Genomic DNA, 25,768 nt, shown 5'->3' with positions numbered 1-25,768 from the left:
AAGATAACACTCCCCAAAGGAAAGAAAATCTATTTCTCAAGTGACAATCACTTGGGCGCTCCTACTATGGAAGAAAGTCGCCCTCGTGAACGTAAATTCTTGCTATGGCTAGAGATGGCACGCAAGGACGCACAAGCTATTTTCTTAATGGGAGATCTCTTTGATTTTTGGTTTGAGTATAAGACTGTAGTGCCTAAAGGCTTTGTGCGCACACTAGGTAAACTAGCAGAGATGCGTGACGAAGGTATTGAGATTTACTTTTTCGTGGGTAACCACGATCTCTGGATGAACGGCTATTTTCAAGATGAGCTAGGTATCCCTGTTTATCATGATCCGGAAGTTTTTACAATAAATGATAAAAAGTTCTTTTTAGGTCACGGTGATGGATTAGGTCCTGGAGACATGGGTTACAAGCGCATGAAAAAGGTGTTTAGAGGGAAGTTTTTTCAGTGGCTCTTTCGCTGGGGACATCCAGATATTGGGATGAAAATTGCTCAATACATGTCTGTAAAAAACAAACTCATCTCTGGTGATGATGACCACGTTTTTCTAGGCGAAGATCAGGAATGGCTGGCTACGTATGCTAAGCGCAAACTAGAGAAGGAGCATTTTGATTTTTTTATTTTTGGACACCGTCACTTACCTATGACTATCCAAGTGGGCGAGAGCTCCACATATTATAATCTAGGAGACTGGATACATCATTACACTTATGGAGTATATGATGAAAATGGATTTGAACTCAAGGAATTTGAGAAGGAATAGTCTGTAAAACTTCTTGCTTAGTTATCTTTAAGCAAATACTTATCCATGCGTTTACTTCTTATTGCCCTATGTGGTTTTGCTTTATTTTCTTGTAAACCTTATCAATCTACGATTTTAAGAGAAGGACAGACTACCTATGATAGTTTTAGAAAGGAACAGAAAACATTTACATCTAGTGATGGCGCTATTACCTATATAGATCGCGGTCAAGGAAATCAAGTCATACTCTTATTACATGGTGTGCCTACTTCTGGATGGTTATATAGAAAAATGATTGACCCACTTGTAGCTCAAGGTTACCGAGTGATTGTGCCAGACATGCTAGGTTATGGTAATAGTGATAATCCTATGGGTTATGAGATATACTCTGAGGAGGAGCACGCAGAGCGTCTTCTAGCACTTATGGAATCATTAAACATAGACAGCTGGACGCATGTTATGCATGACGCAGGTGGCTTATGGACATGGGAACTTTTAAAGGAAAACCCATCAAAAGTAAAGCGACTCGTGCTTCTCAATACCATCATTTATGAAGAAGGCTTCGAGCCTCCTGTTCGTTTTAAAAAAGGTTTTATGGCGCGTACCGCAATGTGGAGCTATCGCAACGGCATTACTACAAACATGATGCTTAAGAAGCTTTTTAAGTCTGGAATGATGGAGAACAACCTCAACAAGGAAGATATTATTGGTTATAAAACACCACTAAGAGAAGGAAAAACTAGAGGCATGTATTACTTCTTTACACAAACTTGTAATGACTTGCCAGATTATAGCGATATGATAAAAGAACTGGATATCCCTACGGCAGTAATATGGGGTGGTAATGATTCCTTTCTACTCATAGAACCTCAAAAAGAAGGGCTTAAAAAGAACCTACAAGTTAACGATGAGAACTTCCATATTATAGAAGCAAAGCACTTTATTCAAGAGGAAAAGCCCAAGGAGGTTGTCAAGTTAATCTTGGATTTTTTGAAATAAAACTTAAAAAGTAAAAACCCCTTCAATTGAAGGGGTTTTTACTTTTAAATAGATATGGAGCCTTTTAATTATTTATTGTACTCGTTATTTGCTTGTCCCAAGTATCCATAGAGCTTGCAAAAGAAGAATGAGCATCTTCAATAGCATTTGAATCATTGTATTGATAAAATACAATCATTACTATGGCCAAACAAAAGGTCACTAATGCTACTTCAATGATTTCGTATATCTCATTATTTGATTTTTTTGTGGTTGCCATAATGGTGTATCTATGTTAAGTGTTAACATAAATTTAAGAAAAAATAACCCATATCACAAATTTTTAACATATTTCTCGAATAATACTCTAAATGAAGCAAGAAAACCCCCTGCACTAGACAAGGCATATACATGCTCTTTTATTTTAACAACTATGCGCGCAGATTAATTATTCCTTATCAAATGAAAAATTTGATCTTAGGCTTTAATATCTTTTAATCGCAACTGCAAACTCACATTCCCGTTCCATTCATTTTCATCAAGGGAGTATGCAGCCTTAAAGATTTTTTTATCTTCAATTAGTTCGTATTTATCTCCTAGATTAAAACCTATACACCCTATACGTTGCCCTCTATTATTCTGTACTACGGTAGCTTTTAGGTGTGTTTGATCTGCTCCTACTTTTTTACCATAACCTGTGTCTACTAGGTTTTGAGTCATAAATGTAGGTGACATATTCTGAGGTCCAAAAGGAGCAAACTGCTTTAAAATACGGTGAAATTTCGGCGTGATATCTGCAAGGTCTATCTCTGAGTCAATGGCAATTTCTGGAACCAGCAAGCGCTCATCACAACTAGCAGCAACCACCTGTTCAAATTTTTCTTTAAATGCTTCATACTGCTCTGGAGCTAGTGTAAGTCCTGCGGCATATTTATGCCCACCAAATTGCTCTATATGCTCAGCACATTCATGCAAGGCGTTATACACATCAAAACCTTTTACAGATCTTGCAGAGGCAGCATATTTATCTCCGCTTCTTGTAAATACTAGCGTAGGACGGTAATATGTTTCTATTAATCTTGAAGCTACTATCCCTATCACTCCTTTATGCCAGTCTTCCTGAAAAACAACGGTGGTTTTATTTCCCTCTTCCTTGCTCTCTATAATTTGATCAAGGGCTTGTTGGGTAATACTCTTATCTGCTTCCTTTCGGTCGGAGTTATATTGCTCTATTTCTGATGCAAATTTGATGGCCGCATCAAGGTTTGTCTCTCTTAATAAGGTTACGGCATGGTTACCGTGTACCATTCTTCCCGCGGCGTTTATACGCGGTCCTATGATAAAAACTACATCTGTGATGGTAAGCGTTTGCTTTTTGACTTGCTTTATAATGGCTTCAAAACCTGCCCGAGGCGCTTGGTTTATCACATTTAATCCATGGTAAGCAAGGATTCTATTTTCTCCTGTAATAGGTACGATATCTGCTCCTATTGCCGTAGCAACAAGGTCTAGGTAAGGAAGAAGCTCTTCAAAGTTTTGCTTTCGCGAAAGCGCAATTGCACTTATAAGTTTAAAACCTACACCACAACCGCATAACTCATCATATGGGTATGAACAATCTTCTCTTTTTGGATCTAAAATAGCAACCGCATCTGGCAGCTGATCACCGGGCCTGTGGTGATCACAAATAATGAAGTCGATTCCTTTTTCTTTTGCATAAGCCACTTTCTCAATCGCTTTTACACCACAATCTAGTGCGATAATGAGTGTCATATCATTATCTGCAGCAAAGTCAATCCCCATATAAGAAACACCATAACCCTCTGCATAACGGTCCGGAATATAAGTCGCCACCTGTGGATGAATGGTATCGAGATAAGAGCTCATTAACGCGACACTCGTGGTACCATCTACATCATAATCGCCAAAAACGAGAATATTTTCGCCTTGAGCTATTGCCTGTTCAATACGTGCCACCGCAACATCCATATCTTTCATTAAGAATGGATCATGTAAGTCATCTAGAGACGGACGGAAAAATTGTTTTGCCTTTTCAAAGGTATCTATGTCACGTTGTATGAGTAAACGAGAAATAGGCTCCTCTACTCCAAGTTCTTTAGCAAGATTAGTAACTTTTTGTGCTTCTGGTTTTGGTTTTAAAGTCCAACGCATTAATCAAGATTAATTTTAAGCATCCATGATTCTTTTAAGTCGGGCATTGTTCTTACTTCTTCAAGTTTTTTATAGAGTGCTGCTGCATTCATTCCAGCATCTACAAACACATAAAAGTAATTATTATCTGGACGGAAGAACATTTGAGGTTCGAAACCTTTATCAGTAAGAATAGCCATCCAGTTTTCGGCATTTGTAGCGTTTGAAAATACGTTAGTCACTACGTAATATCCGGCTCCTATATTTTCAACCTTAAGCGACGGTTTTTCAAGTAGCGAAGCAAGTTCTTTGTTTACAACTTCTGGCGCAACATATGCTGGCTTAGGCTCGTCTGGAGCTGGAGGTACCGCAATAGCTACTTGCTGATTTGTGATCACCTTCTTAGGTGGTTGCGCCGTTACCACTTGCTCAGTAGAGGCAACGCTAGTGGCATTGTTATTTTTCTCTTTATAATAACGCTCACTTATCGTTGTTTGGAATGCAGTAAAGAATAAGAAAAACCGATCTGATCTTGTCTTAAATCTCATTTTTACTCCTCCTGTACTATTTGCTATAATCGTATTCTGAGCAGTTGGGATCTTTATCTTTGCAAGATCAAAGCCTAACGTATTTAGACTATTAGGAATTCTATTTGTGGCTCTCTTGTCATTAATAGTTATGGTGCTATTAAAGAAATTACTTGATGCTCTCACGCTATTATCTAGCGTAACAAAAACCTTCGTTTTAGGATCAAAAATACCGATCTCATCACGACCTAGTGTGCCATCACCTTCTAAAGCTCCAATGGTAATCGCTGTTTCTAACTCTCCCTTTTCTGAAGATTGAAAATTACCAAAATCGACTTCGATAGCTTTTTTATTTACAAATTCAAATCCGTGAAAGGTAGTCACATATTGTAAGGGCTGTGTCTCATCTTCATACACCACATACAACAACCACCCAGCAGAACTCCCCCCTATGATTTCACCTTGGGTTGCACTTACATTTGCTACAGTCACTTGGCCATTAATATCACCTTGTACTAATGCTGTAACGTCTGCCATGCATGCATAAGGCGCTCGAGAGCTTATAGAGTTATGTGTCGCATCCTCGCCATCATAAATGAGCGAGCCTTGTATATTCTCATACGTGCCGCCCGGTAATTTTAATTTTACGGCTCTTATATCATGAGCACGATCGTCTAGTTTTTTGTGGTAAACCTGACCATCTTTGAGACGTTTTCCACTGCGCTCACCATGATAAGTTCCCGACCAGTATAATCCAGCATACACAACCTTTACTCCTTCTCTCAACGCTAAGTGAGCGCTACTTGAACTCCATGTGCTTTGATCATTATCAATATCCACATAGCGCATTTTGAACTCATCGTTTATTTTCTCGAGATCATTAAATGGTTTTTCTGAGTCTTTGCTTAATATATTATTACCCACCACGGCAGTGTTGCCACGTATGTAAAATTCCTTATCTCTAGTAAAAGTTTTTGAATCCTGAGCAGACGCTATTATTGGAAGTATGCACAGGAAACTCAATAGTTTTTTCATTTTTCTAGTTTTCGCTCTCTTCATTTAATTCAGAAAGTGCGTGAAAGTGTACGCCTACTTTTAAATCGGCAAATTTTCGGAACATTTCCATCACTCCACAGTATTGCTCTTCAGAGAGTGTTACTGCTTTTTGGATTTTTTCTTCATTTAAGTCATCACCATAAAAGTGATAATCTAGCCATACGGTGTGATATGTTTTAGGGTGCTCCTCTGTAAGTTCTCCTTTTACAATCATTTTAAATTTAGGTACGTCTACCCTCATTTTATTTAGCACAAAAACAATGTCTAAACCAGTACATCCCGCAAGACCAGAAAGCATCATCGCCTTAGGCCCCATTCCATCGTTATTACCTCCATTTTCTGGAGAAGTATCTATTAAAACCTTATAACCCGTAGGGCTATCTGTTTCAAATTGCATTCCTTGCTTATAAATTGTAGTTACTGTATGTCCAGCCATTTTATGTGTGTTTTGCTTGAAATATGAAGGTACAAAATTGGTAGATAAAATGCCTATATTGCTTTCGCGAAAGCGTAAATAAGAACATTAATTTAAAATATATACGATGCCATTAGTAACACCACTCTCTGCCGAACATGATGAGACAACCAAAGAACTTGCGCTATTTTTTAATGAGACACTAGGCTTTTGTCCCAATTCGGTACTTACCATGCAGCGTCGTCCAGATATCTCACGAGCATTTATAAATCTTAACAAAGCCGTAATGGCAAATCAAGGCCGAGTAACTTCTGCATTAAAACGTATGATTGCTTGGGTATCTAGTAATGCTACTGGATGTCGTTACTGCCAGGCGCACGCCATACGTGCTGCAGAGCGTTATGGAGCAGAGCAAGAACAACTAGATAACATCTGGGAATACAGACATCACGCTGCTTTTTCTGATGCAGAGCGTGCTGCGCTTGATTTTTCACTTGCAGCAAGTCAAGTGCCAAATGCCGTAGACGCAAAAATCAAGGAGGAATTATACAAATACTGGGATGAAGGTGAGATTGTAGAAATGCTTGGGGTGATTTCACTCTTTGGATACCTCAACCGCTGGAACGACTCTATGGGAACTACATTAGAAGAGGATGCCATAGATTCTGGAAATCAATACCTCGGAAAGCACGGTTTTGAAGTAGGGAAACACGTGTAAGTTTATATTTGAAATTTAATTTAAAAGAATGAAAAAAATAATTTTCTCATTAACAATTTGCCTTTTTATAGCTGCAGTTTCTTATGCTCAAAATGATATAAGTTATGGCATAAAAGGTGGACTCAATTACGCTAATCTCATTTATGAATTTGAAGATTCAAACAATGATTTTTTAGATTTTAATGCCAAAGTTGGCTTTTATGCAGGTGGTTTTATAAACATTAGCCTCAGTGATAAGTTCTCTCTACAACCAGAATTACTTTACAGCAGTCAAGGAGCTAAACTAGACATAGATTATAGTCAAGTTCTAGTATTTGATCAAAACGACCCTACATTTTTTGAGAATGAAGAAGATGTAAATGTAAAACAGAGTAAGCTTCTGCTGCCTATACTATTACAATATAAGATTGGTAGTGACTTTAGCTTATTTCTTGGTCCGCAAATTACCTACACACTAAACTTCGAAACAGAAGTAGAGAACGGTGATGAGCTAGTAGTTTCTCGATTTCAAGATGATGATAAAATAGGGGTTGATGCAAGCGCAAGAATAGGCTATAAAGCTTCGGAGAATATGATGATTGAATTAGGCTACTTTAGAGGTCTTACTAATCAAAATTCTGTGAAGGCTTCAGTATTTCAACTGGGGCTTGCTTACAGACTTTAGTCATTAATAGATTTCAAAGAAGTGCCTCAAGATGTTATCATCTTGAGGCACTTCTTTATTGCCTAAAAATCTCGTAAATTCGCGCACAACATTTAAAGACTACAAAATGAGCGCTAAGTTCACTGAATATAAAGGATTAGACCTTCCTAACATCGCTAGCGAGGTACTTGCCTACTGGAAAGAAAATGACGTTTTTGAGAAGTCGGTTACTTCTCGAGAAGGAGCAAAACCGTATGTGTTTTTTGAAGGACCACCTTCGGCAAACGGACTACCGGGTGTACACCACGTACTAGCACGTGCGATTAAAGATATTTTTCCTCGTTATAAAACGATGAAAGGCTTTCAGGTAAAGCGTAAAGCGGGATGGGATACACACGGACTTCCTGTAGAACTTGGTGTTGAAAAAGAACTTGGTATTACCAAAGAGGATATCGGTACAAAAATCACTGTAGAGGAGTATAACGAAGCTTGTAAAAAAGCCGTAATGCGTTATACAGACATCTGGAATGACCTTACAGAAAAGATGGGGTACTGGGTAGATATGGAAGATCCATACATCACCTACAAGGCCAAGTATATGGAAACCGTATGGTGGCTACTTAAGCAAATCTATAACAAAGATTTACTATACAAAGGGTACACCATCCAGCCGTATTCTCCTAAGGCGGGAACGGGATTAAGCTCTCACGAACTTAACCAGCCTGGCTGTTACCGTGATGTGACGGATACTACGGTGGTTGCACAATTTAAAATCACAGATCAAGGTGAAAACCCACTTGCAAAAGAACTTGCAGATGGGCAGACCTACTTTATCGCCTGGACGACGACACCATGGACACTGCCTTCAAACACGGCACTTACCGTAGGGAAGAAGATAGATTATGTACTCGTTGAGACATTTAACCAGTACACATTTGAGCCAGTAAAAGTTATCCTTGCAAAGAATTTAATCTCTAAGCAGTTTGATAAGAAATTTGTTTTCGCTGCCGCTAAAGAAGAACTGGACGCATACAATGCTGGAGATAAAAAAATTCCATACTACATAGCTAGAGAATTTAAAGGAGCAGACCTTCTTGAACTTCGCTACGAGCAACTATTTGACTTTGTACAACCTAATGATAATCCTCAAGATGCCTTCCGAGTAATTGCAGGAGACTTTGTAACTACAGAGGATGGAACAGGTATTGTACACACGGCACCTACTTTTGGTGCAGATGATGCTTTGGTTGCAAAACTAGCTTCACCAGAAATTCCGCCACTTCTTATTAAAAATGAAGATGGTAACCTTGTGCCGCTTGTGGATCTTCAGGGGAAATTTCGTCCTGAGCTCAAAGAGTTTGGAAACAAGTACATTAAGAATGAATACTATGCAGATGGTGAGGCTCCAGAACGTTCTATGGACGTGGAACTTGCGATACGCTTAAAAGAAGAAAACAAAGCCTTTAAGGTTGAAAAGTACGTGCACAGTTACCCACACTGCTGGCGTACAGATAAGCCGGTACTTTACTACCCGCTAGATTCTTGGTTTATAAAAGTGACCGATTTTAAAGATCGTATGCACGAGCTTAACCTTGGCGTAAACTGGAAACCTAAGTCTACAGGAGAAGGACGCTTTGGGAACTGGCTTGCAAATGCAAACGACTGGAATTTATCACGTAGCCGTTTCTGGGGAATACCGCTTCCTATATGGCGTACCGAAGATGGAAAAGAAGAAATACTCATAGGCTCTATAGCCGAACTTAAAGCCGAAATCCAAAAAGCACTTGATAAAGGTGTGATGGATGCAGATCCTTTTGAAGGATTTAAAGTGGGCGATATGAGTGAGGAAAATTACGAGCTTGTAGATCTCCATAAAAACATTGTCGATAAAATTACGCTAGTCTCAGATAGTGGGCAGCCTATGACACGTGAAGCAGACCTTATAGATGTATGGTTTGACTCTGGATCTATGCCATATGCACAATGGCACTACCCTTTTGAAAATAAAGAGCTCGTAGAAGACACTTGGCGTAAAGCAGATTTTATAGCCGAAGGTGTAGACCAAACTCGTGGATGGTTTTATACATTGCACGCTATTGCAACGATGATCTTTGATGATGTTGCTTATAAAAATGTAGTTTCTAACGGACTTGTACTTGACAAGAATGGGCAAAAGATGTCTAAGCGTCTTGGTAATGCGACAGATCCTTTTGAGACCTTAGAAAAATACGGACCAGATGCAACGCGCTGGTATATGATTTCTAACGCAAACCCTTGGGATAACCTCAAGTTTGATTTAGAGGGAATAGAAGAGGTGAAGCGTAAGTTCTTCGGGACGCTTTACAACACATATAACTTCTTTGCGCTGTATGCAAATCTTGATAATTTCTCTTTCGCGGAAGCGGAAATAGAACTTTCTCAACGACCTGAAATAGACAGATGGATACTATCAGAACTTCATAGTCTTATCGCAACTGTAGATAAGTTTTATGAAGAATATGAGCCTACCAAAGCAACTAGAGCGATAGACGCCTTTGTACAAGAAAACCTATCTAACTGGTTTGTAAGATTAAGTAGAAGACGTTTCTGGAAAGGTGAATATGCCACAGATAAAATCTCTGCATACCAGACATTATATACGTGTCTTGAGACCGTAGCAAAGCTTAGTGCTCCTGTTGCACCATTCTTTATGGAAAAACTCTATAAAGACCTCAACGCTGCTACTGGAAAAGAAGATTTTGAGAGCATACACCTCGCAGAATTCCCAGTGAGTGATGCAACTTATATAGATGCTGCTCTTGAGCATAAAATGCAAAAAGCACAAATAGTAAGCTCATTAACACTCTCATTAAGAGCAAAAGAGAAGATTAAAGTACGCCAACCTTTACAGCGTATTATGATTCCTGTGCTTAATGAAAATGATAAGAATGAGATCCTGGCCGTAGCTGATTTGATTAAATCTGAGGTAAACGTTAAGGAGATTGAGCTTATTTCTGACGATTCTGGGATCTTAGTGAAGCAAATTAAGCCAAATTTCAAGGTATTAGGACCTCGTTTTGGGAAGGACATGAAGCTCATTGCTAGCAAGATAAACTCACTACAAGCTGAGGATATTGCAAAAATTGAGCAAGATGGAGAATTAACCGTCGAAATTAATGGAGAAAATACTATTTTGCAGGCTGGTGACGTTGAGATAACATCGCAAGACATTGAAGGGTGGCTAGTTGCAAGTAATGCTGGAGTAACAGTAGCTCTAGATGTTACGATAAGTGAAGAGCTCAAAAAAGAAGGTGTGGCACGAGAATTGGTTAACCGTATACAGAATCTACGTAAGGACTCTGGATTTGAAGTGACAGATCGCATCCATATACAGCTACAAGAAGAGCCGTCAATTGCTCAGACAGTACTGACTAACGCAGACTATATTAAAGCAGAAACACTAGCAGATTCTCTAGAACTAGTACCTACATTAAGTGATGGACTGGAGATTGCTTTTGACGACATAACAACATTTTTATCCATTTCAAAACACTAGTAATGGCAGACGATATACAAGAAAGGTTTAATGATGCGCAACTTGAGGAATTCAAGCAGCTCATTCTTAAAAAGATAGATAAAGCACAACACGATCTTGAGCTTATCAAAAGTGCTTATCTCAATGATGGAGATAATGGTACAGATGACACCTCTCCACAATTTAAATCTTTTGAGGAAGGTAGTGCGACGATGAGTAAGGAGGCAAACAGCGCTCTTGCTATACGTCAAGAAAAATTTATACGTGATCTTAAAAATGCACTTACACGCATACAGAATAAGACTTACGGAATTTGTCGTGTGACTGGTAAACTTATTAATCCAGAGCGATTAAAGTTAGTACCACACGCTACATTGAGTATTGAGGCTAAGAATATGCAGGCGTAAGTCCTTTCTTAGATTAAAATTACAAAGTACTCCATTCTCAAAAGGATGTTATAAAAAAGCGCTCTCTGAGCGCTTTTAATTTTTACAAAGTTTTTATAATGAGAATATCTCTCGCTTTATTACTTACCTTATTTACTACTGCTATGGTTGCTCAAAAGCGGCTGTCGCAAACCTATGATGCTGCGAGTATAAAAGAATTATACATTAATAGTAATGAGATTTTTGAGATTACAATTACCGCTGCAGATACTGATCAAATTACCGTGCATACCATTATAGACGGAGAAATATTTGCGTCTACCTTATTAAACACTGATATCGCCAAAAACGTGCTTAAAATTACTACGGGCAAGACACCAGATTACGAGCCTTTTAATGATAAACTCTCTGCGCATAAAGTGATGGCTATTGAGCTTGAAATAACTGTTCCTGTAGGACTAGACATATCTGTGTATAGTACACTTGCAGGTGTAGATACGCAAGGAACCTTCGGGCAAGTACACATGGATTTGGGAAGAGGACACTTTAAGGGAGAAGGATTCCGCTTTCGCGAAAGCGCAACTATAAACACCATCTCTGGAAGTATCTATCTTGATATTGATAAAGCGAGTATTACTGCACAATCTCGTAACGGAACTATCGTTATATCCCCAGAAATCACACTAGGATCACCTATAACATTAGAAAGTATACATGGTGATATCACGATAGTAAAATCGTTGTGAATAACCTATTTTTGTCCCTTGTCAAAAAATAATTATGTCTCTTAAGAAAGTCGCCCTTATTGTTTTCCTGATTTTATTAGTAGATCAGGTATTGAAGGTTTATATAAAAACTAACTTTTACTTACGTGAGAGTATCCAAGTTTTTGGTTTAGACTGGTTTCAAATCTTTTTTGTTGAAAATCAAGGAGCCGCATGGGGAGTTGAGTTGCCTGGCAAATATGGTAAGATCACCCTATCACTTTTTAGACTTATCATAGCACCTGTAATTGGGTACTACCTATACAAATCTGCAGTAAATAACGCACCTAAGCTTCTTGTGATTGCACTATCACTCGTCTTTGCTGGAGCAGTAGGTAATATTATAGATTCGCTTATCTATGGATCTATTTTTAGCGAGAGTACAACGAGTCAGATTGCAACTTTTATGCCTGATGGTGGTGGATATGCAGATCCGCTTTTTGGGAAAGTGGTAGACATGCTGTATTTCCCGTTTATTCAAGATGCAATGTGGCCAGAATGGGTTCCATTTTTAGGTGGTAAAACATTTACTTTCTTTAATGCTATCTTCAACATAGCAGATATGGCAATAAGCACTGGAGTAGGAATACTGCTTGTATTTAATAAAAGAGTATTTCCTCAGGACGAGAAGGATAATAAGGTTGTAGCTTAAGCCACTTTCTTTTTAAAGACCGCTGCTAGGTCGTCAAGACCAATAGGTTTTACTAAGAAGTCCTTTACTAGATTAAATTCTTGAGATCGCTTTATATCAACAGGATTTATAGAGGAGCTTACAATATATAGCGTGCTATTTTTAAGTGCTGGAAAGTTGTACTTGCTAAGCTCTTCTAGAAACTTCCAACCATCCATTACCGGCATGTTGAGATCCAGCAGGATTATTTGCGGGATAGCTTGTTTCTCCTTATGTAAGAATGTTTTGACGAAGTAATCAAGAGCTTGCTCGCCATTTTTAAAAACGATAAGATTTTTTGCAAGTTTACGTATGTCTATCACCTTTGTGATTAAACTTACATACATCTCATCGTCGTCAATTATACATGCTATTTCTATCGGATATTCTGCCATTGTTAATGGTGTGTGCTGGTTTATTATAACGTTACTATAAATTTTGATCCCTTACCTACTTTACTTTCTACGTTGATTTCTCCACCCATTGCCTCTACTTCATTACGAGTGAGAAACAAGCCTAGACCCAAGGCATCATCATTACCGTGAAAAGTTTTATAGATTTTAAAAAGCTCTTCTCCATGCTTCTCTAAGTCTATTCCTAATCCGTTGTCTTTTACAAGAAGGTGTACTTTTCCATTTTCTTCATAGGTATATAAAGAGATTTCTGGATCACGATCTGGATGCTTATATCGTATTGCGTTTGTTATTAAGTTTTGCAAAATACTTTCTAGATACGCTTCTATGTATGGGATCTCCTCTACTTCTGAGAAATCTGTATACATCACGACCTTATTTTCTCTAATTGTTTGCGATAATCCGGCGACTACGCGCTTGTATACCTCATCAATTACAACGCTATCTCTAGTTTTACTAGCTACGCTATGTACGCTTACTATCTTATTGAGATGTTTTAAGGTGATATCTAGACTCTTCCCAATTTTTGTAAAATTCTGAAGTAATTCGTTTTGGTCTGCACTTAGGTTTGAGGTGTCAAATAGCGCCGCAGACATTTGTAAGTTTCCAACTTGGGATCTCAAATTATGAGAAATAATATGAGCAAAATCGTATAGCCTTGAGTTGTGTCCTTGTATTAATCTAAAAGACTGCTCTAACTGTTCTTCACGAAGCTTCTCCTCATGAATATTTTGAAAAACCCCACGTATGCCTATAATCTCCCTATCATTATCCCTAAGAGGACGTCCACTTGCTTTTGCCCAGAATATTTCTCCATCATAGGTTCTCATCTTTACATGAGTAGAAAAAGATTTTCCTTGAGCACAATCAAAAAAGAGTGCTGTGGCTTTATCCATATGCTCCTCTGCATAAAAATTAAAACCAGTATTTAATGTGGGCTTATAGTCTTTAGGTACGTTAAGAATATTTCTTGCTTGCTCATCAAAGAAGCTCTTTTTATTCTTAAAATCGACACTCCATCCTCCTGCTCCCGTAAGTTCAGAAATCTGTCTATAGTAGAAATTATCCATCGAAAAATAATCGGAAGTGCTCGCTGTATTATTTTCTACGGCAGCATTCTTTTTTCCCTTTAAAGACAATCTAGATAAATTCATCACTATAAGTTATATAGTGATGAATATACCATAATATTCATAATTTTTTAAAAACTATATATCTTTTTCGGTGAAATACAGCGATTTATACCGATGTCTTGTGTGTTTATGTCGATTAAATGCTCTTCTGGCTCAAAATAGCTAAGACCAATTTTTATAACATCTGGCTTGCATTGAGCAAGAAAACGGTCATAAAAACCTTTACCGTACCCTATACGATTGCCCTGCTCATCATAAGCAAGAAGTGGGATAAATACAACGTCAAGTTTAGATGCAGGTATTTCTATTCCATCTTCGGGTTCTGGGATTCCGTACTCGTTAACTACTATTTTAGTATTGTCTGTGAGTAAAAAATGAGATAGCGTGTTTTCTTGAAAATTTGACTTTGAGATTATAACATTCTTATCTTTCCCTCCTAGAATGGAGAGAAGATACTGAGTGTCTATTTCGCGCAAGCGGTCTATTGGTAGGAAAATATGGTAGTAATCATGGTTCCATATATCCATAGAGAGCGCTTGATTTGCGATTTCTAAACTTCGCTCGTCGCGCTCATCTTGTGTAAGTGCAGCTCTTAAATCTTTATACTTTTTTCTAAGCTCCTGCTTGGTCATCATTAGGTATACGGTCTATAGATATATTGAAAATTGCGTCTCCTTGATAGACTAGCGATGCCTCGTTTACATTAATTACGTATCCTTCGTTTTTTGCCTTAACAACATGACGAAACTTGCCGTACGGATCTGTGATTGTAGCTATATGCTGGCCTACAGATAGCCGCTCACCACAACTCACTTTAGTATGTAATAGTCCAGAATATTGTGCTCTAAGCCACGTAGTAGCATCTACCGTTACCGATTCTTTTAGAACTTCTGGCACTTCAAAATTAGCACCAAGCATTTCTAGATGGTCTAATATTCTCATGGTTCCAAAAACTCCTAGTCGTGCGATTTCCTTGTCACTTACTTTAGACTTCCCACCTTCAAAAAGAATCACTGGCTTGCCCATTCTCGCACAAGTGGCTCTATATGATTTTGGTATCATTTTAGAATGAAGTGTAAATGGTGCGTTAAAGATAGATCCATACTTTAGAGATGTCTCATCTGAGGGTTCTATACGTACTTGAGCAACATTAAATCTAGATGCTCCACCAGTGTGAAAATCCAAACATATATCTGCTACTGGTAATATTTTCTTTACAAATTGGTAGGCAAATCTACTCGCAAGAGATCCTCTAGGATTACCTGGGAATACACGATTGAGATCTCTTCCATCTGGAAAAGTGCGTTTCATATCTAAAAACCCAAAGATATTTACCACCGGTACACAGATGATGGTTCCTCGCTTAGGCTTATTTATCTTTTTTGCGATGAGCTGGCGTACGATTTCAACTCCGTTAATTTCATCCCCGTGAATTCCAGAAGTAATTAAAATTACTGGACCCGGCTTTTTTGCTCGCTCTATAATAATGGGAACCTCTACAGAGGTGGCCGTATAAAGCTTTGCAATATTAAAATTTATAGTAGCGCTCTCACCAGGTAATACTTGCTCGCCTAGTAATGTGAGGATGTTATTGTCGTCTATTTTTGGCACAATCTCTTATATATTACGTTCAATATAGCGAATAATCGTTTTGGCAATATCTTTTCCAGTTGCCTTTTCGATCCCTTCTAATCCTGGAGATGAGTTCACTTCTAGAATAAGTGGGCCGCGATCACTTTGCAACATATCTACACCCGCTACTCCTAGACCCATGGCTTTTGCTGCTTTTATAGCTGCATTTTCCTCTTCGTCTGTTAAGGTTATAATTTCTGCAGTTCCTCCTCTATGCAAGTTAGAACGAAACTCTCCTTCTTTACCTTGGCGCTTCATAGCCCCCACAATCTGACCATCTACTACAAATGCTCTAATGTCTGCTCCTTTTGCTTCCTTGATATATTCTTGTACGATCACTCGGGCTTCTAGTCCATTAAAAGCTTCAATTACAGATTCTGCTGCATTTTTGGTTTCTGCGAGTACTACACCTAACCCTTGAGTTCCCTCAAGAAGTTTTATAATAAGAGGTGCTCCTCCTACATGAGCAATCATCTCCTCCACATCTCTCGAGTAATTTGTAAAAATAGTCTTAGGCAGCCCTAGTTTTGATCTAGATAACACTTGTAAACTACGCAGTTTATCTCTACTTCTCACAAGTGCCTGGGATGTAGTAGTTGTAAAAGCATCCATCATCTCAAACTGTCTTACCACAGCAGTACCATAAAAAGTAATAGAAGCACCTATACGAGGTATAATTGCATCTGCTGTTTCTAGCGTGCGTCCTTTGTAAAAGACCGTAGGTTTTTTCTTTTCTATGATAAGGTCACATTTAAGGGGATCAATCACCTCAACGCTATGCCCTCTCTTTAATCCTACTTCTACAAGTCTAGATGTACTGTATAAATGCGGGTTACGAGATAATATCTTTAGATTCATTGTTTTTAAGATTGTAGGATACGTCTGTAAACTCTGTATCCACGATGAATTTTTTTGTTAGAAATTTCCTTCCTATGAGAACAGGAAACCTCATATCTTCTCTTGACGAGAGCGTTAATGATATCTTGTAAGTCTTACTAAAGATAGTAATATTACTCTGGACTTGATATCTATATTGAGTTTCTCCATTGCTGCTGCGCACAACAGCAATATCATACTCCTCAAAAATCATTTCTTGACCATTATAGAGTGGATGCTCTTCATCAAAGAATGTGCACACTAGTTTGTTTTCCTTTTCAACAATACTGTGACAATGTATCGAGGAGGTGTAAGCACCCGTATCGATCTTAATATCAATATCGTAAAATCCTAAAACTGGAAAATCTGCTTTGTCAGTGCGACCTATAGTGCGTTTTGGCATAGTATGGCAAGGTATAAAATATGTACTTTCTTTATAAAGATTTTAATGCGATTTTTTATGCTTTCGCGAAAGCGTAATCGGCCTCATATATTATCTTTGAGTATGCCTGCTGCTCCAATAGAACTTCAACTCAAAACACTTCCTACAAGTCCGGGAATATATCAATACTACGATAAAAACGGAAAACTGCTTTACGTAGGAAAAGCAAAGAACTTAAAAAAACGAGTACTTTCCTATTTTAATAAAACCCTAGATAACGGTCGTATTAGAACGATGGTTAAAAAGATTCACGAGATGAAGCATATCGTGGTCGAGACCGAGACAGATGCGCTTCTTCTTGAAAACAGTCTTATAAAAGAATATCAGCCCCGCTACAACGTCTTACTTAAGGACGATAAAAGCTACCCGTGGATTTGTATAAAAAATGAACGCTTCCCTAGGATTTTCCCTACGCGAAGGCTCATAAAAGATGGTAGCGAGTATTATGGTCCATACACCAGCATGAAAACTGTGCGCACGCTTCTAGACTTAATTAAAAGCCTTTATAAGCTACGCACCTGTAACTACGATCTTTCTAAAGATAAGATAGATGCTGGAAAGTATAAAGTATGCCTTGAATATCATTTAGGTAACTGTGAAGGCCCTTGTGAAGACAAGCAATCAGAAAAAGAATATCACGAGCACATAGAGCATATACGGCAGATTGTAAAAGGAGATTTTAAAGACTCTCTAGCTCGCTTTCGCGAAAAAATGAAGGAGCACGCTGCTGCCATGGAGTTTGAAGATGCACAACGCATTAAAGAAAAACTTGACATCCTCGAGGGGTATCAATCTAAAAGTACGGTTGTAAATCCTAAGATAAGCGATGTAGATGTGTTCTCCATTATAAGTGACGAGGGTTATGGGTATGTAAACTTCTTACAGATATCGCACGGCGCTATTATTAAATCACATACCCTAGAACTCAAAAAGCAACTAGACGAAACTGATAAAGAATTACTAGAGCTTGGTATTATTGAGATACAGCAACGTTTTGACCACAACTCCAAGGAAATTTATGTTCCCTTTGACGTGGAGCTAGGTAATCAATACAAAATCACGGTGCCTAAACTGGGTGACAAAAAGCGCATACTAGAACTCTCTGAACGTAATGCTAAGTATTACAGGATGGAGCGTTTTAAACAAACTAAAATTGTAGATCCAGACCGCCATACTAACCGTATCATGGCACAAATGAAGGTAGATTTACGACTAAGTGAGGAGCCTAGGCATATAGAATGTTTTGACAACTCAAACATTCAAGGTTCAAATCCTGTAGCCGCCTGCGTCGTTTTTAAAAATGGAAAGGCTAGTAAAAGTGATTATCGTAAATTTAATATCAAGACAGTAGAAGGTCCAGATGACTTTGCGAGTATGGAAGAAGTAGTTTATAGACGCTATAAACGACTCCTAGCCGAAGATCAACCATTACCTCAGCTCATAATTGTAGATGGTGGTAAAGGGCAATTGTCCAGTGGTGTAAAGGCACTTGATGATCTAGGCTTGCGTGGCAAAATAGCAATCATAGGGATTGCAAAACGACTAGAAGAATTATTTTATCCTGGTGATAGTATTCCATTATATCTCGACAAAAAGAGTGAGACCCTTAAAATCATACAGCAGTTACGTAATGAGGCACACCGCTTTGGTATTACCTTTCACCGTAATCAACGTAGTAATGCAGCCCTAGGAACAGAACTAGACACAATACGTGGTATAGGTGAAAAAACAATTGTAGATTTATTAAAACATTACCGCTCTGTTTCAAAAGTAAAAGTGGCAAGTAAAAAGAGTCTCACAGAGGTAATAGGACCATCAAAAGCAGCTATCATATATAATCACTACCACGTTAAAGAATGAAGTACTTCATACTAATTACAGCCTTTATATTAAGCTTCTCTGCATTTGCGCAAGAAGTGCAAAAAGAGGATGTAAAAGTAGGTCTTGTACTTAGTGGTGGTGGCGCAAAAGGCTTTGCGCACATAGGGGTTCTTAAGGTTATAGAGGAAGCTGGTGTGCGCATAGATTATATTGCAGGTACAAGCATGGGCGCTATTGTAGGAGGACTATATGCCTCTGGATATAATGCCGCAGAGATAGATTCTATTTTTACCTCTGTAAATTTTAATAATATCATTCAAGATAATTTACCCCGTAAGGCAAAGACCTCCTACGAGCGTGATGATGCCGAGCGATATGTAATCTCACTACCGTTTGATCATCTCAAGCTATCCCTACCTAGTTCTTTAAGTAAAGGTCAAAATACCTATAATTTACTGGCTAAAAATCTCGATCACATTTCGAATATCAATGATTTTAGCAAACTCCCTATTCCTTTTTTCTGCATCGCTACAGATGTAGAAAAAGGAGAGCAAGTCATCTTAGACAAAGGTTATCTCCCTGAAGCGCTAGGAGCTAGTGGTGCATTACCTTCATTATTTAGTCCAGTACTCATAAATGGAAAACTCCTTATAGATGGAGGTGTTACAAATAACTATCCTGTAGAAGAATTGCGTGCAAAGGGTATGGATATTATTATTGGTGTAGATGTACAAGATACACTGCGTGGTAGGTCCAATCTTAAATCTGCATCTGAGGTATTATTGCAAATCAATAACTATCGCACCGCCAAAGCGATGGAGGAAAAACAAACACAAACAGATATTTACATAAGACCTTCTATTGATGCCTATTCTGTGGTTTCTTTCAATGATGGTAAAGTCATTATGGGCACAGGTCGCACTAAGGCAATGGAACAGTATGATGCACTTAAACAAGTTGCAATGAGCCAAAAACCGCTTTCGCGAAAGCGTATAAAACCCACTCCACAAGATTCATTACAGATTGCCGCCGTGAGTATTACAGGTAATGAGCAATATACTAGAGCCTACATTCTCGGAAAATTAAAGCTTACTCCTCCTGTAACGGTATCTTATGATGATTTTTATAATGGCATCAATAACCTCACAGCCACCGAAAACTTTAATAGAATAGGACATAGACTTCAGAAGGTAAATGATGAGTTTGTACTTCACGTTGAGTTAAAAGAGTCTAGTAGCACGCAATCATTGCGCCTAGCACTACATTATGACGACCTTTTTCGCACTGCTGCACTTATTAATTTCACAAAAAAAGGTGTGCTTTTTAAAAATGATATTGCTTCTTTAGACTTTATTCTAGGAGACAATATTAGATACGATTTTGATTACTACATTGATAAAGGTTTTTACTGGAGTGTGGGAGTAAACTCTTCTTATACCTCCTTTGAACAAGGCGTAAGCGCTCGTCTTATTGAAGATTTACGCGACATATCTCTAGATGGCATTAACAGAGTGAGCCTTAATTATCAAGACTTAACAAACAGAATTTATATACAAACGCTACTAGCGAAGCAATTTACATTTGACATAGGTATACAGCATAAGTTTTTAGATATAGAAACAGAAACTGTTGTGTCCACTAATGAGGAAGAAACAGCTGTTATTTTTGAACGAAGTAACCTAGGAGGATTGTACTCTCAATTAAAATATGACTCTCTAGATAACAAGTATTTTCCTAACTCAGGAGTTCTTTTTGATGCAGACTTTGATTTATTTCTAGCCTCATCAGATTACAATAATGATTTTACAGAGTTTGGGGTTGCAAATGCACGTATTAAATATGCTGGTAGTATAGGTAATGTATTTACCGCTACTGTTGAGGCGGCAGGAGGCTTTAAAGTAGGTGGAGCAGATAATAATTCTCTCGACTTTTTCTTAGGAGGTTATGGTGCAAAAAAAGTAAATAACATTGTTCCGTTTTTAGGGTATGATTACCTCAGTATTGCTGGAGATGGCTATGTAAAAGCACTTTTTGAGATTGACTTTGAGGTTTTCCCAAAAAACCACCTCAACCTCTCGGCAAACTTTGCAAATGTAGGTTATGATATTTTTGACAATCCAGATAACTGGTTGCCACCAGCTACATTTTCTGGTTATTCTCTAGGTTATGGCTCTGAAACGTTACTTGGTCCTTTGCGACTTAAATATACCTATAGCCCAGAAGTTAAACGTAGTGAGTGGTTTATAAGTCTAGGTTACGAATTTTAAACAATTCTCAGGCAATAATTAAATAGAGCGCACGTTGTTGAGATTTTATCGTTTTTTTAACCTTTTCGCTTTAATATTTGGCACATATCGTGGTTTCTATTGATAAATGTTTAATCTAAAAACTCATTCATCATGAAAATCAACACCATCATCCTCTCCGTAACCTGCTTCACTATCTTTTTAAGCTGTGATTCTTCAACAGAAAATAAGAATGAACATGCTACTCAAGAAACCCTTGCCATCGCAACTCCAAAAATCCTTGCGACTCCAACTCACTTTTATGTGAACTCCTCCTCTGGTTTATCACTAAGATCTGGAACAAATCTCACCTCAAAAAAAATACTTACGCTTCCCTATGGAGCACAAGTATCTCTATTGAGTAATCCTGAACACACAGAAATGACCGTAGATGGAATTACTGGTGAGATGATAGAAGTGAACTATCAAGGTGCAACAGGCTTTGCTTTTAACGGCTATTTAACGTCGCTTGCTCCACCGCAACCAAACGAAGGCCTAGAAGCATACACAAATCGACTAAGCACTCCAGAACGCCCTATTAAAGTAATTAAGAAAGCTAATAAAAAGGGCGAGGATTATGGAATGACTACAACGCTAGAGCTTCCTGCAAAAGACTGGAATGAAGCATACCGAATTTCTCAGCGTCTCTTTAATCTTCCTAAAGGGATAAATCCTGAACTATCAATTAGAAAAGAACCAGTGACTATCATAAATGGAGATAAAAGAGATCGTACACAAACTGATCAACTTACTATCAATATTACTCCTAAGGGTGATATAGCAAATATTACTTACTCCTATGCGCTAAGAGATTATAAACGCACTGTCGTGATTAAAAAATCTGACAATGCCTTTGTAATCATAGAGGAAGAAATATCTCTGTAAATCTCATTAACAAAAAAGGGTAGCCGCTGGCTACCCTTTTTTTATGCAGTATACGGATAATTACGCCTCAGAAACTCGAAGTGTATTAACCATTCCTTTATCTAGTAATGGCATTGCTACTAGGTTGATAAGCATATCTCCTTTATCTACTAATTCTGTATTTAAAGCCATTTGTCTTATATCTTCTACCGTCTCATCTGTACTTACAAATTTGTCATAAAACAATGCTTTTACACCCCATAGTAGATTAAGCTGTGTAAGTATGCGCTTGTTTGATGTAAATACAAGAATATGAGATGACGGTCTCCATGCAGAGATTTGAAAAGCTGTGTAACCACTATTTGTTAAAGTAGTAATTGCTTTTGCGTCTATCTCATCTGCCATGTGAGCCGCGTGATAACATATTGCCTTAGTAATGTAACGTTTAGTCTTAATGTGTGGTGGAGCCTGCGGAACTTTAATGAGATCTGAATCTTCTACATTACGACATATAGAAGCCATCTTTTCAATCACCTGTACCGGGTATTGACCTACAGAAGTTTCTCCAGAAAGCATTACTGCATCTGCTCCGTCCATTACAGAGTTTGCAACGTCATTTACCTCTGCACGTGTAGGCGTAAGACTAGAAATCATTGTTTCCATCATCTGTGTAGCAATGATTACTGGTATTCTTGCTTTTTTTGCGCGCAATACTAATTGCTTTTGCACTAACGGCACCTCATGTGCTGGAATTTCTACACCTAGATCTCCACGCGCCACCATTAAAGCATCACAATAAGCAACAATCTTATCAATATTTGCTACAGCCTCTGGCTTTTCAATTTTGGCAATGATTGGCACTTTATGGTCAGAGTGTTTCTTGATCAACTCTTGTAATTGCTGCAAGTCTTCTGCATGTCTTACAAAAGAAAGTGCCATCCAGTCCACCTTAAGTCCTAAAGCGAAAATTGCATCTTTTACATCTTTTTTAGTAAGTGCTGGAAGTGATATGTCTGTATTAGGTAAGTTTACCCCTTTTTTAGAACGTAACGGTCCTCCTTGAATTACTGTAGCCTCAACTTCTGTTTTACCATCTGTTTTATCAACTTGAAACATCAATTTACCATCATCTAGTAAAATGCGCTCACCTGCTTTTACGTCACGAGGAAACTGCTTATAATTCATATAAACACGATCCTTTGTTCCTTCAAATTCGCTTTCTGTTGAGAAGGTAATTTTATCTCCAGGATTTACAACTACCTCTTCCTTCATTTTTCCTATACGAAGTTTTGGCCCTTGTAAATCTGCTAGTATTGACGTGTTGTATCCAGTCTCTTCGCTTAACTCACGAATCATAGCTACGCGCTCCTTAACATCTTCATAGTCTGCATGTGAAAAGTTAATGCGGAATACATCTACTCCTGCATTCATCATGTCTAGCAATACTTGTCGCTTACTAGTTGCTGGCCCTAGCGTTGCAACTATCTTGGTTTTTTTTCTTTTCTGCATTATTCAAAAATTAAGTGTTCTTTATTTTTTAACGAGCTTACGTCTACTTCATAAGCGGTAACAATATGTGATATTTGATTGAGAATTTTTAGTGCTTTAGCTTTCGCGAAAGCGTTACCATCCTCAACCACTTTTATAAAATAATCTACTTGTGGCATCTCAGGAATAAAGTAGGTAGTCTTGAGTGTTTTCTCTGATTCAAAAAGACCTACAACAGCCTTAGCTTCTACTTCTATCTTTGTCTTATTTGATAACACATAGTAATCTACGTACTGATGCTCATCATTAAATTCAAAAAAGGGATAGCTTGCCTCTTCTTCTCGATTGCCAATAATGAGGTCTTCACGAGAACGAGATAGTCTTAATCCAAGATTCTTATTAAGTAAGTATGCCAAGTAATATGGCTCTAATGAACCATGTATAGCTATGAGCGTAAAGTCATAACCAATGGAGTCTTCCAAAAGAATTTTATACATTCCCATAACGTTTAAGCAAGTTAGAAAGATACAAAGAAGCATCCGAAGGAATACGCGAGAGGTATTAAAGTTACGTAAACGTTTTCGCTAGAAATTGTAAAGTAATTAACCTAAAGGCAATGTGAATGTAACGAGAGTTCCTTTACCATCTTCACTTTCTATAAGTATATCTCCCCTATGAGCCTTGAGATACTCATTACTTAAAACTAGTCCTAAACCTGAACCTTTCTCGTTTCTAGTGCCCACCCGACTTGTGATTTCAGTTAAGTCAAAGAGTCGTTGCTTGTCATGTTCTGGAATCCCTATTCCGTTATCTTCAATACTAAAAACAAACTTATTATCTAGCCTTGTAAGCTCAATCACTATGATATCATTATCGTGTGAAAACTTAATTGCATTAGACAGTACATTTCTAATTATGGTCGCCACCATATTTTTATCTCCTACTACTTCACCTTTAAAGCTTGACTCTAGACGTATATTGAGCCCTTTATTTTGAAGAGCATGATTTTGTATTTTAATTTGATCTTTTGTAATAGACATGATATCTAATGCAACAGGAGTAAATTCAACTTGCTCTGTTTGCAGTTTTGACCATTTTAGAAGGTTGTCAAGTAATGAAATACTATTTCGGCTAGAGTCTTCAAGAGAGTTTATTATAGTTGTGGTTTGATTGTTATTTGTATGTTCTACTTTTAACACATCTAGAAAGTTTATTACGGATGATAGAGGGCCTCTAAGATCGTTTGCTAAAATTGAAAAAAACTTATTTTTAGTAGCTACTAACTCTGACAATCGGACTTTTTGTGAGGCAATAATTTTATTCTTACGCTCATACAAATAATACTGACTTATCAAAAAGAACATAAATCCTAATATGGCGAGATACCACAAACATGATGTAACGCCTAGCGCTAAGAAACCTTCATGAGACTTCTTATAGGCGGTGCTTAATATAAATTCTTTATTGTAAAAAGGGACTACACTAGAGATATAGGTTTCTTCTTTGACATCAAAGTTTTTAAAAAACTCTGGATCCTCATTTACAGAATATATTTTTTGTCCATTATAGGCTCTACTACGATCAAAGTAATTACCGTTACTACTCTTAAACTTAAAGACAAAATCATCTTTATTAGTATGAACATATGCTTTATCTAAAATAGGGGCAAACTCTGCAATACTAGTTATATAACCCATAGAATTACCAAGGCTGTCCAAAACACCAAAACCTAATGGAAGTCCTACTCTACCTTCTAATAAATTTGTGGGGTCTGAGGCATAGAAATTACTCTTACGCATTAAAGAGTCCATTCTCAATGTACCCTCCTTTCCTATAAATTTCGCTATTGATTTTCCTACCAAATTTGCATTAGGTACAGGCTGCATGGTAAAGTCAAAAATAAAAATATGGCTCGTATCAATATATGAGACACTAAAGGGACGTTCCATGATAAGTCCACCTAGCTGCCGTTCTATAAAGGAAGATATATCGTTCTCTGTAAAGCTCCCATTAGATATTTCAATATAACTTTTTACTCCAGAAATTAGAGTCGCATAATTGTTAAGAGCTTCTTGAAATTCCTTTGCAGCTTCTCTATTTGCTCTTTCTAAGTTAAGTGTACGAGCAGCTTCCTCTTGTTGTATTATGCGAGATGTTCCCCAATAAACAGCAATTGCTGTTATGAGTGCAAAAAATGCAAAAACGAGATAATATCTCTTTGGAAATTTTACTAACATAAGGGGTGGAG

Annotated in this window: 24 protein-coding genes; 11 read left to right on the top strand and 13 right to left on the bottom strand. The window is 37.8% G+C overall.

Annotated elements, in window-relative coordinates; translation table 11 throughout:
* Positions 1-3: 3 nt before the first annotated feature.
* Positions 4-765 (top strand): UDP-2,3-diacylglucosamine diphosphatase, encoded by a 762-nt coding sequence (locus SJY37_RS05330; protein WP_298323842.1) that lies wholly within the window; start codon positions 4-6, stop codon positions 763-765.
* Between the two features lie 45 nt (positions 766-810).
* On the top strand, positions 811-1,743 hold the full coding sequence (locus SJY37_RS05325) for an alpha/beta fold hydrolase (protein ID WP_379952864.1): 933 nt from the start codon (positions 811-813) through the stop codon (positions 1,741-1,743).
* A 64-nt stretch (positions 1,744-1,807) separates the two neighbouring features.
* Here SJY37_RS05325 and SJY37_RS05320 read toward each other — a convergent pair whose 3' ends face one another.
* From SJY37_RS05320 to SJY37_RS05305, 4 genes are all read right to left on the bottom strand, one after another.
* Positions 1,808-2,002 carry a hypothetical protein gene (locus tag SJY37_RS05320; RefSeq protein ID WP_298323230.1) on the bottom strand — a complete coding sequence of 65 codons (195 nt, stop codon included), beginning with the start codon at positions 2,000-2,002 and terminating at the stop codon, positions 1,808-1,810.
* Between the two features lie 197 nt (positions 2,003-2,199).
* Complete coding sequence (gene recJ, locus SJY37_RS05315) at positions 2,200-3,894, bottom strand: single-stranded-DNA-specific exonuclease RecJ (RefSeq protein ID WP_298323233.1); 1,695 nt, start codon at positions 3,892-3,894, stop codon at positions 2,200-2,202.
* Entirely contained in the window at positions 3,894-5,435 is a 1,542-nt protein-coding gene (locus tag SJY37_RS05310) for an SPOR domain-containing protein (protein ID WP_298323236.1), read from the bottom strand. The genes recJ and SJY37_RS05310 overlap by 1 nt, the downstream gene beginning before the upstream one ends.
* A 4-nt stretch (positions 5,436-5,439) precedes the next feature.
* Positions 5,440-5,892 (bottom strand): OsmC family protein, encoded by a 453-nt coding sequence (locus tag SJY37_RS05305; protein WP_035335019.1) that lies wholly within the window; start codon positions 5,890-5,892, stop codon positions 5,440-5,442.
* Positions 5,893-5,998: 106 nt separating this feature from the next.
* Between SJY37_RS05305 and SJY37_RS05300 the strand changes: the two genes are divergently transcribed.
* The 6 genes from SJY37_RS05300 to SJY37_RS05275 all read left to right on the top strand — a co-directional run bounded on the left by SJY37_RS05300 (position 5,999) and on the right by SJY37_RS05275 (position 12,548).
* The gene (locus tag SJY37_RS05300; protein ID WP_035335022.1) at positions 5,999-6,589 is read left to right on the top strand and encodes a carboxymuconolactone decarboxylase family protein; all 591 of its coding nucleotides are present in this window, start codon (positions 5,999-6,001) and stop codon (positions 6,587-6,589) included.
* Between the two features lie 28 nt (positions 6,590-6,617).
* Positions 6,618-7,253: a porin family protein gene (locus SJY37_RS05295; protein ID WP_298323243.1), complete on the top strand. Its 636-nt coding sequence runs from the start codon at positions 6,618-6,620 to the stop codon at positions 7,251-7,253.
* 106 nt (positions 7,254-7,359) lie between these two features.
* Positions 7,360-10,767 (top strand): isoleucine--tRNA ligase, encoded by a 3,408-nt coding sequence (gene ileS, locus SJY37_RS05290; protein WP_298323245.1) that lies wholly within the window; start codon positions 7,360-7,362, stop codon positions 10,765-10,767.
* Between the two features lie 2 nt (positions 10,768-10,769).
* A complete protein-coding gene (locus SJY37_RS05285) occupies positions 10,770-11,153 on the top strand; it encodes a TraR/DksA C4-type zinc finger protein (protein ID WP_035335029.1) in 384 nt (127 codons plus the stop codon).
* A gap of 98 nt (positions 11,154-11,251) precedes the next feature.
* Positions 11,252-11,878, top strand: a complete 627-nt coding sequence (locus SJY37_RS05280; RefSeq protein ID WP_298323248.1) for a hypothetical protein — start codon at positions 11,252-11,254, stop codon at positions 11,876-11,878.
* A gap of 34 nt (positions 11,879-11,912) precedes the next feature.
* On the top strand, positions 11,913-12,548 hold the full coding sequence (locus SJY37_RS05275) for a lipoprotein signal peptidase (RefSeq protein ID WP_298323250.1): 636 nt from the start codon (positions 11,913-11,915) through the stop codon (positions 12,546-12,548).
* Here the strand turns inward: SJY37_RS05275 and SJY37_RS05270 are convergent.
* Genes SJY37_RS05270 through SJY37_RS05245 form a run of 6 tightly spaced genes read right to left on the bottom strand, consistent with a single transcriptional unit; the run spans position 12,545 to position 17,023 of the window.
* Positions 12,545-12,961 carry a response regulator gene (locus SJY37_RS05270; RefSeq protein WP_298323252.1) on the bottom strand — a complete coding sequence of 139 codons (417 nt, stop codon included), beginning with the start codon at positions 12,959-12,961 and terminating at the stop codon, positions 12,545-12,547. The genes SJY37_RS05275 and SJY37_RS05270 overlap by 4 nt on opposite strands.
* Before the next feature lie 23 nt (positions 12,962-12,984).
* On the bottom strand, positions 12,985-14,133 hold the full coding sequence (locus tag SJY37_RS05265) for a PAS domain-containing sensor histidine kinase (protein ID WP_298323255.1): 1,149 nt from the start codon (positions 14,131-14,133) through the stop codon (positions 12,985-12,987).
* A 47-nt stretch (positions 14,134-14,180) separates the two neighbouring features.
* A complete protein-coding gene (locus SJY37_RS05260) occupies positions 14,181-14,744 on the bottom strand; it encodes a 5-formyltetrahydrofolate cyclo-ligase (protein WP_298323844.1) in 564 nt (187 codons plus the stop codon).
* Positions 14,725-15,723, bottom strand: a complete 999-nt coding sequence (locus SJY37_RS05255) for a succinylglutamate desuccinylase/aspartoacylase family protein (protein ID WP_298323257.1) — start codon at positions 15,721-15,723, stop codon at positions 14,725-14,727. Before SJY37_RS05255 ends, SJY37_RS05260 begins: the two co-directional genes overlap by 20 nt.
* Positions 15,724-15,729: 6 nt before the next feature.
* Positions 15,730-16,602 (bottom strand): 30S ribosomal protein S6--L-glutamate ligase, encoded by an 873-nt coding sequence (gene rimK, locus SJY37_RS05250; RefSeq protein ID WP_298323259.1) that lies wholly within the window; start codon positions 16,600-16,602, stop codon positions 15,730-15,732.
* Positions 16,577-17,023, bottom strand: coding sequence for a RimK/LysX family protein (locus SJY37_RS05245; RefSeq protein WP_298323261.1), 447 nt, complete (start codon positions 17,021-17,023; stop codon positions 16,577-16,579). The genes rimK and SJY37_RS05245 overlap by 26 nt, the downstream gene beginning before the upstream one ends.
* A 102-nt stretch (positions 17,024-17,125) precedes the next feature.
* Between SJY37_RS05245 and uvrC the strand changes: the two genes are divergently transcribed.
* From uvrC to SJY37_RS05230, 3 genes are all read left to right on the top strand, one after another.
* Positions 17,126-18,922, top strand: a complete 1,797-nt coding sequence (uvrC, locus tag SJY37_RS05240) for an excinuclease ABC subunit UvrC (RefSeq protein WP_298323847.1) — start codon at positions 17,126-17,128, stop codon at positions 18,920-18,922.
* Positions 18,919-21,150: a patatin-like phospholipase family protein gene (locus SJY37_RS05235; RefSeq protein WP_298323263.1), complete on the top strand. Its 2,232-nt coding sequence runs from the start codon at positions 18,919-18,921 to the stop codon at positions 21,148-21,150. Before uvrC ends, SJY37_RS05235 begins: the two co-directional genes overlap by 4 nt.
* Positions 21,151-21,282: 132 nt before the next feature.
* Complete coding sequence (locus SJY37_RS05230; RefSeq protein ID WP_298323265.1) at positions 21,283-22,053, top strand: hypothetical protein; 771 nt, start codon at positions 21,283-21,285, stop codon at positions 22,051-22,053.
* A 60-nt stretch (positions 22,054-22,113) separates the two neighbouring features.
* Here the strand turns inward: SJY37_RS05230 and pyk are convergent, their stop codons facing one another.
* From pyk to SJY37_RS05215, 3 genes are all read right to left on the bottom strand, one after another.
* Complete coding sequence (pyk, locus tag SJY37_RS05225; RefSeq protein ID WP_298323267.1) at positions 22,114-23,541, bottom strand: pyruvate kinase; 1,428 nt, start codon at positions 23,539-23,541, stop codon at positions 22,114-22,116.
* Positions 23,541-24,017 (bottom strand): IPExxxVDY family protein, encoded by a 477-nt coding sequence (locus SJY37_RS05220; RefSeq protein ID WP_013750591.1) that lies wholly within the window; start codon positions 24,015-24,017, stop codon positions 23,541-23,543. The genes pyk and SJY37_RS05220 overlap by 1 nt, the downstream gene beginning before the upstream one ends.
* A gap of 105 nt (positions 24,018-24,122) precedes the next feature.
* Positions 24,123-25,757: a sensor histidine kinase KdpD gene (locus tag SJY37_RS05215; protein ID WP_298323270.1), complete on the bottom strand. Its 1,635-nt coding sequence runs from the start codon at positions 25,755-25,757 to the stop codon at positions 24,123-24,125.
* Between the last annotated feature and the right edge of the window lie 11 nt (positions 25,758-25,768).

This window comes from Dokdonia sp. R78006 (assembly GCF_042466145.1).
In the GTDB taxonomy this organism is placed as follows: Bacteria; Bacteroidota; Bacteroidia; order Flavobacteriales; family Flavobacteriaceae; genus Dokdonia.
This window is presented reverse-complemented; position numbering and strand designations above follow the sequence as displayed.

Coding starts and splice junctions, on each gene's coding strand:
- SJY37_RS05325 (WP_379952864.1), top strand. CDS start 811: ATGCGTTTACTTCTTATTGCCCTATGTGGTTTTGCTTTATTTTCTTGT.
- SJY37_RS05320 (WP_298323230.1), bottom strand. CDS start 2,002: ATGGCAACCACAAAAAAATCAAATAATGAGATATACGAAATCATTGAA.
- recJ (WP_298323233.1), bottom strand. CDS start 3,894: ATGCGTTGGACTTTAAAACCAAAACCAGAAGCACAAAAAGTTACTAAT.
- SJY37_RS05310 (WP_298323236.1), bottom strand. CDS start 5,435: ATGAAAAAACTATTGAGTTTCCTGTGCATACTTCCAATAATAGCGTCT.
- SJY37_RS05305 (WP_035335019.1), bottom strand. CDS start 5,892: ATGGCTGGACATACAGTAACTACAATTTATAAGCAAGGAATGCAATTT.
- SJY37_RS05300 (WP_035335022.1), top strand. CDS start 5,999: ATGCCATTAGTAACACCACTCTCTGCCGAACATGATGAGACAACCAAA.
- SJY37_RS05295 (WP_298323243.1), top strand. CDS start 6,618: ATGAAAAAAATAATTTTCTCATTAACAATTTGCCTTTTTATAGCTGCA.
- ileS (WP_298323245.1), top strand. CDS start 7,360: ATGAGCGCTAAGTTCACTGAATATAAAGGATTAGACCTTCCTAACATC.
- SJY37_RS05285 (WP_035335029.1), top strand. CDS start 10,770: ATGGCAGACGATATACAAGAAAGGTTTAATGATGCGCAACTTGAGGAA.
- SJY37_RS05280 (WP_298323248.1), top strand. CDS start 11,252: ATGAGAATATCTCTCGCTTTATTACTTACCTTATTTACTACTGCTATG.
- SJY37_RS05275 (WP_298323250.1), top strand. CDS start 11,913: ATGTCTCTTAAGAAAGTCGCCCTTATTGTTTTCCTGATTTTATTAGTA.
- SJY37_RS05270 (WP_298323252.1), bottom strand. CDS start 12,961: ATGGCAGAATATCCGATAGAAATAGCATGTATAATTGACGACGATGAG.
- SJY37_RS05265 (WP_298323255.1), bottom strand. CDS start 14,133: ATGAATTTATCTAGATTGTCTTTAAAGGGAAAAAAGAATGCTGCCGTA.
- SJY37_RS05260 (WP_298323844.1), bottom strand. CDS start 14,744: ATGACCAAGCAGGAGCTTAGAAAAAAGTATAAAGATTTAAGAGCTGCA.
- rimK (WP_298323259.1), bottom strand. CDS start 16,602: ATGAATCTAAAGATATTATCTCGTAACCCGCATTTATACAGTACATCT.
- SJY37_RS05245 (WP_298323261.1), bottom strand. CDS start 17,023: ATGCCAAAACGCACTATAGGTCGCACTGACAAAGCAGATTTTCCAGTT.
- uvrC (WP_298323847.1), top strand. CDS start 17,126: ATGCCTGCTGCTCCAATAGAACTTCAACTCAAAACACTTCCTACAAGT.
- SJY37_RS05235 (WP_298323263.1), top strand. CDS start 18,919: ATGAAGTACTTCATACTAATTACAGCCTTTATATTAAGCTTCTCTGCA.
- SJY37_RS05230 (WP_298323265.1), top strand. CDS start 21,283: ATGAAAATCAACACCATCATCCTCTCCGTAACCTGCTTCACTATCTTT.
- pyk (WP_298323267.1), bottom strand. CDS start 23,541: ATGCAGAAAAGAAAAAAAACCAAGATAGTTGCAACGCTAGGGCCAGCA.
- SJY37_RS05220 (WP_013750591.1), bottom strand. CDS start 24,017: ATGTATAAAATTCTTTTGGAAGACTCCATTGGTTATGACTTTACGCTC.
- SJY37_RS05215 (WP_298323270.1), bottom strand. CDS start 25,757: ATGTTAGTAAAATTTCCAAAGAGATATTATCTCGTTTTTGCATTTTTT.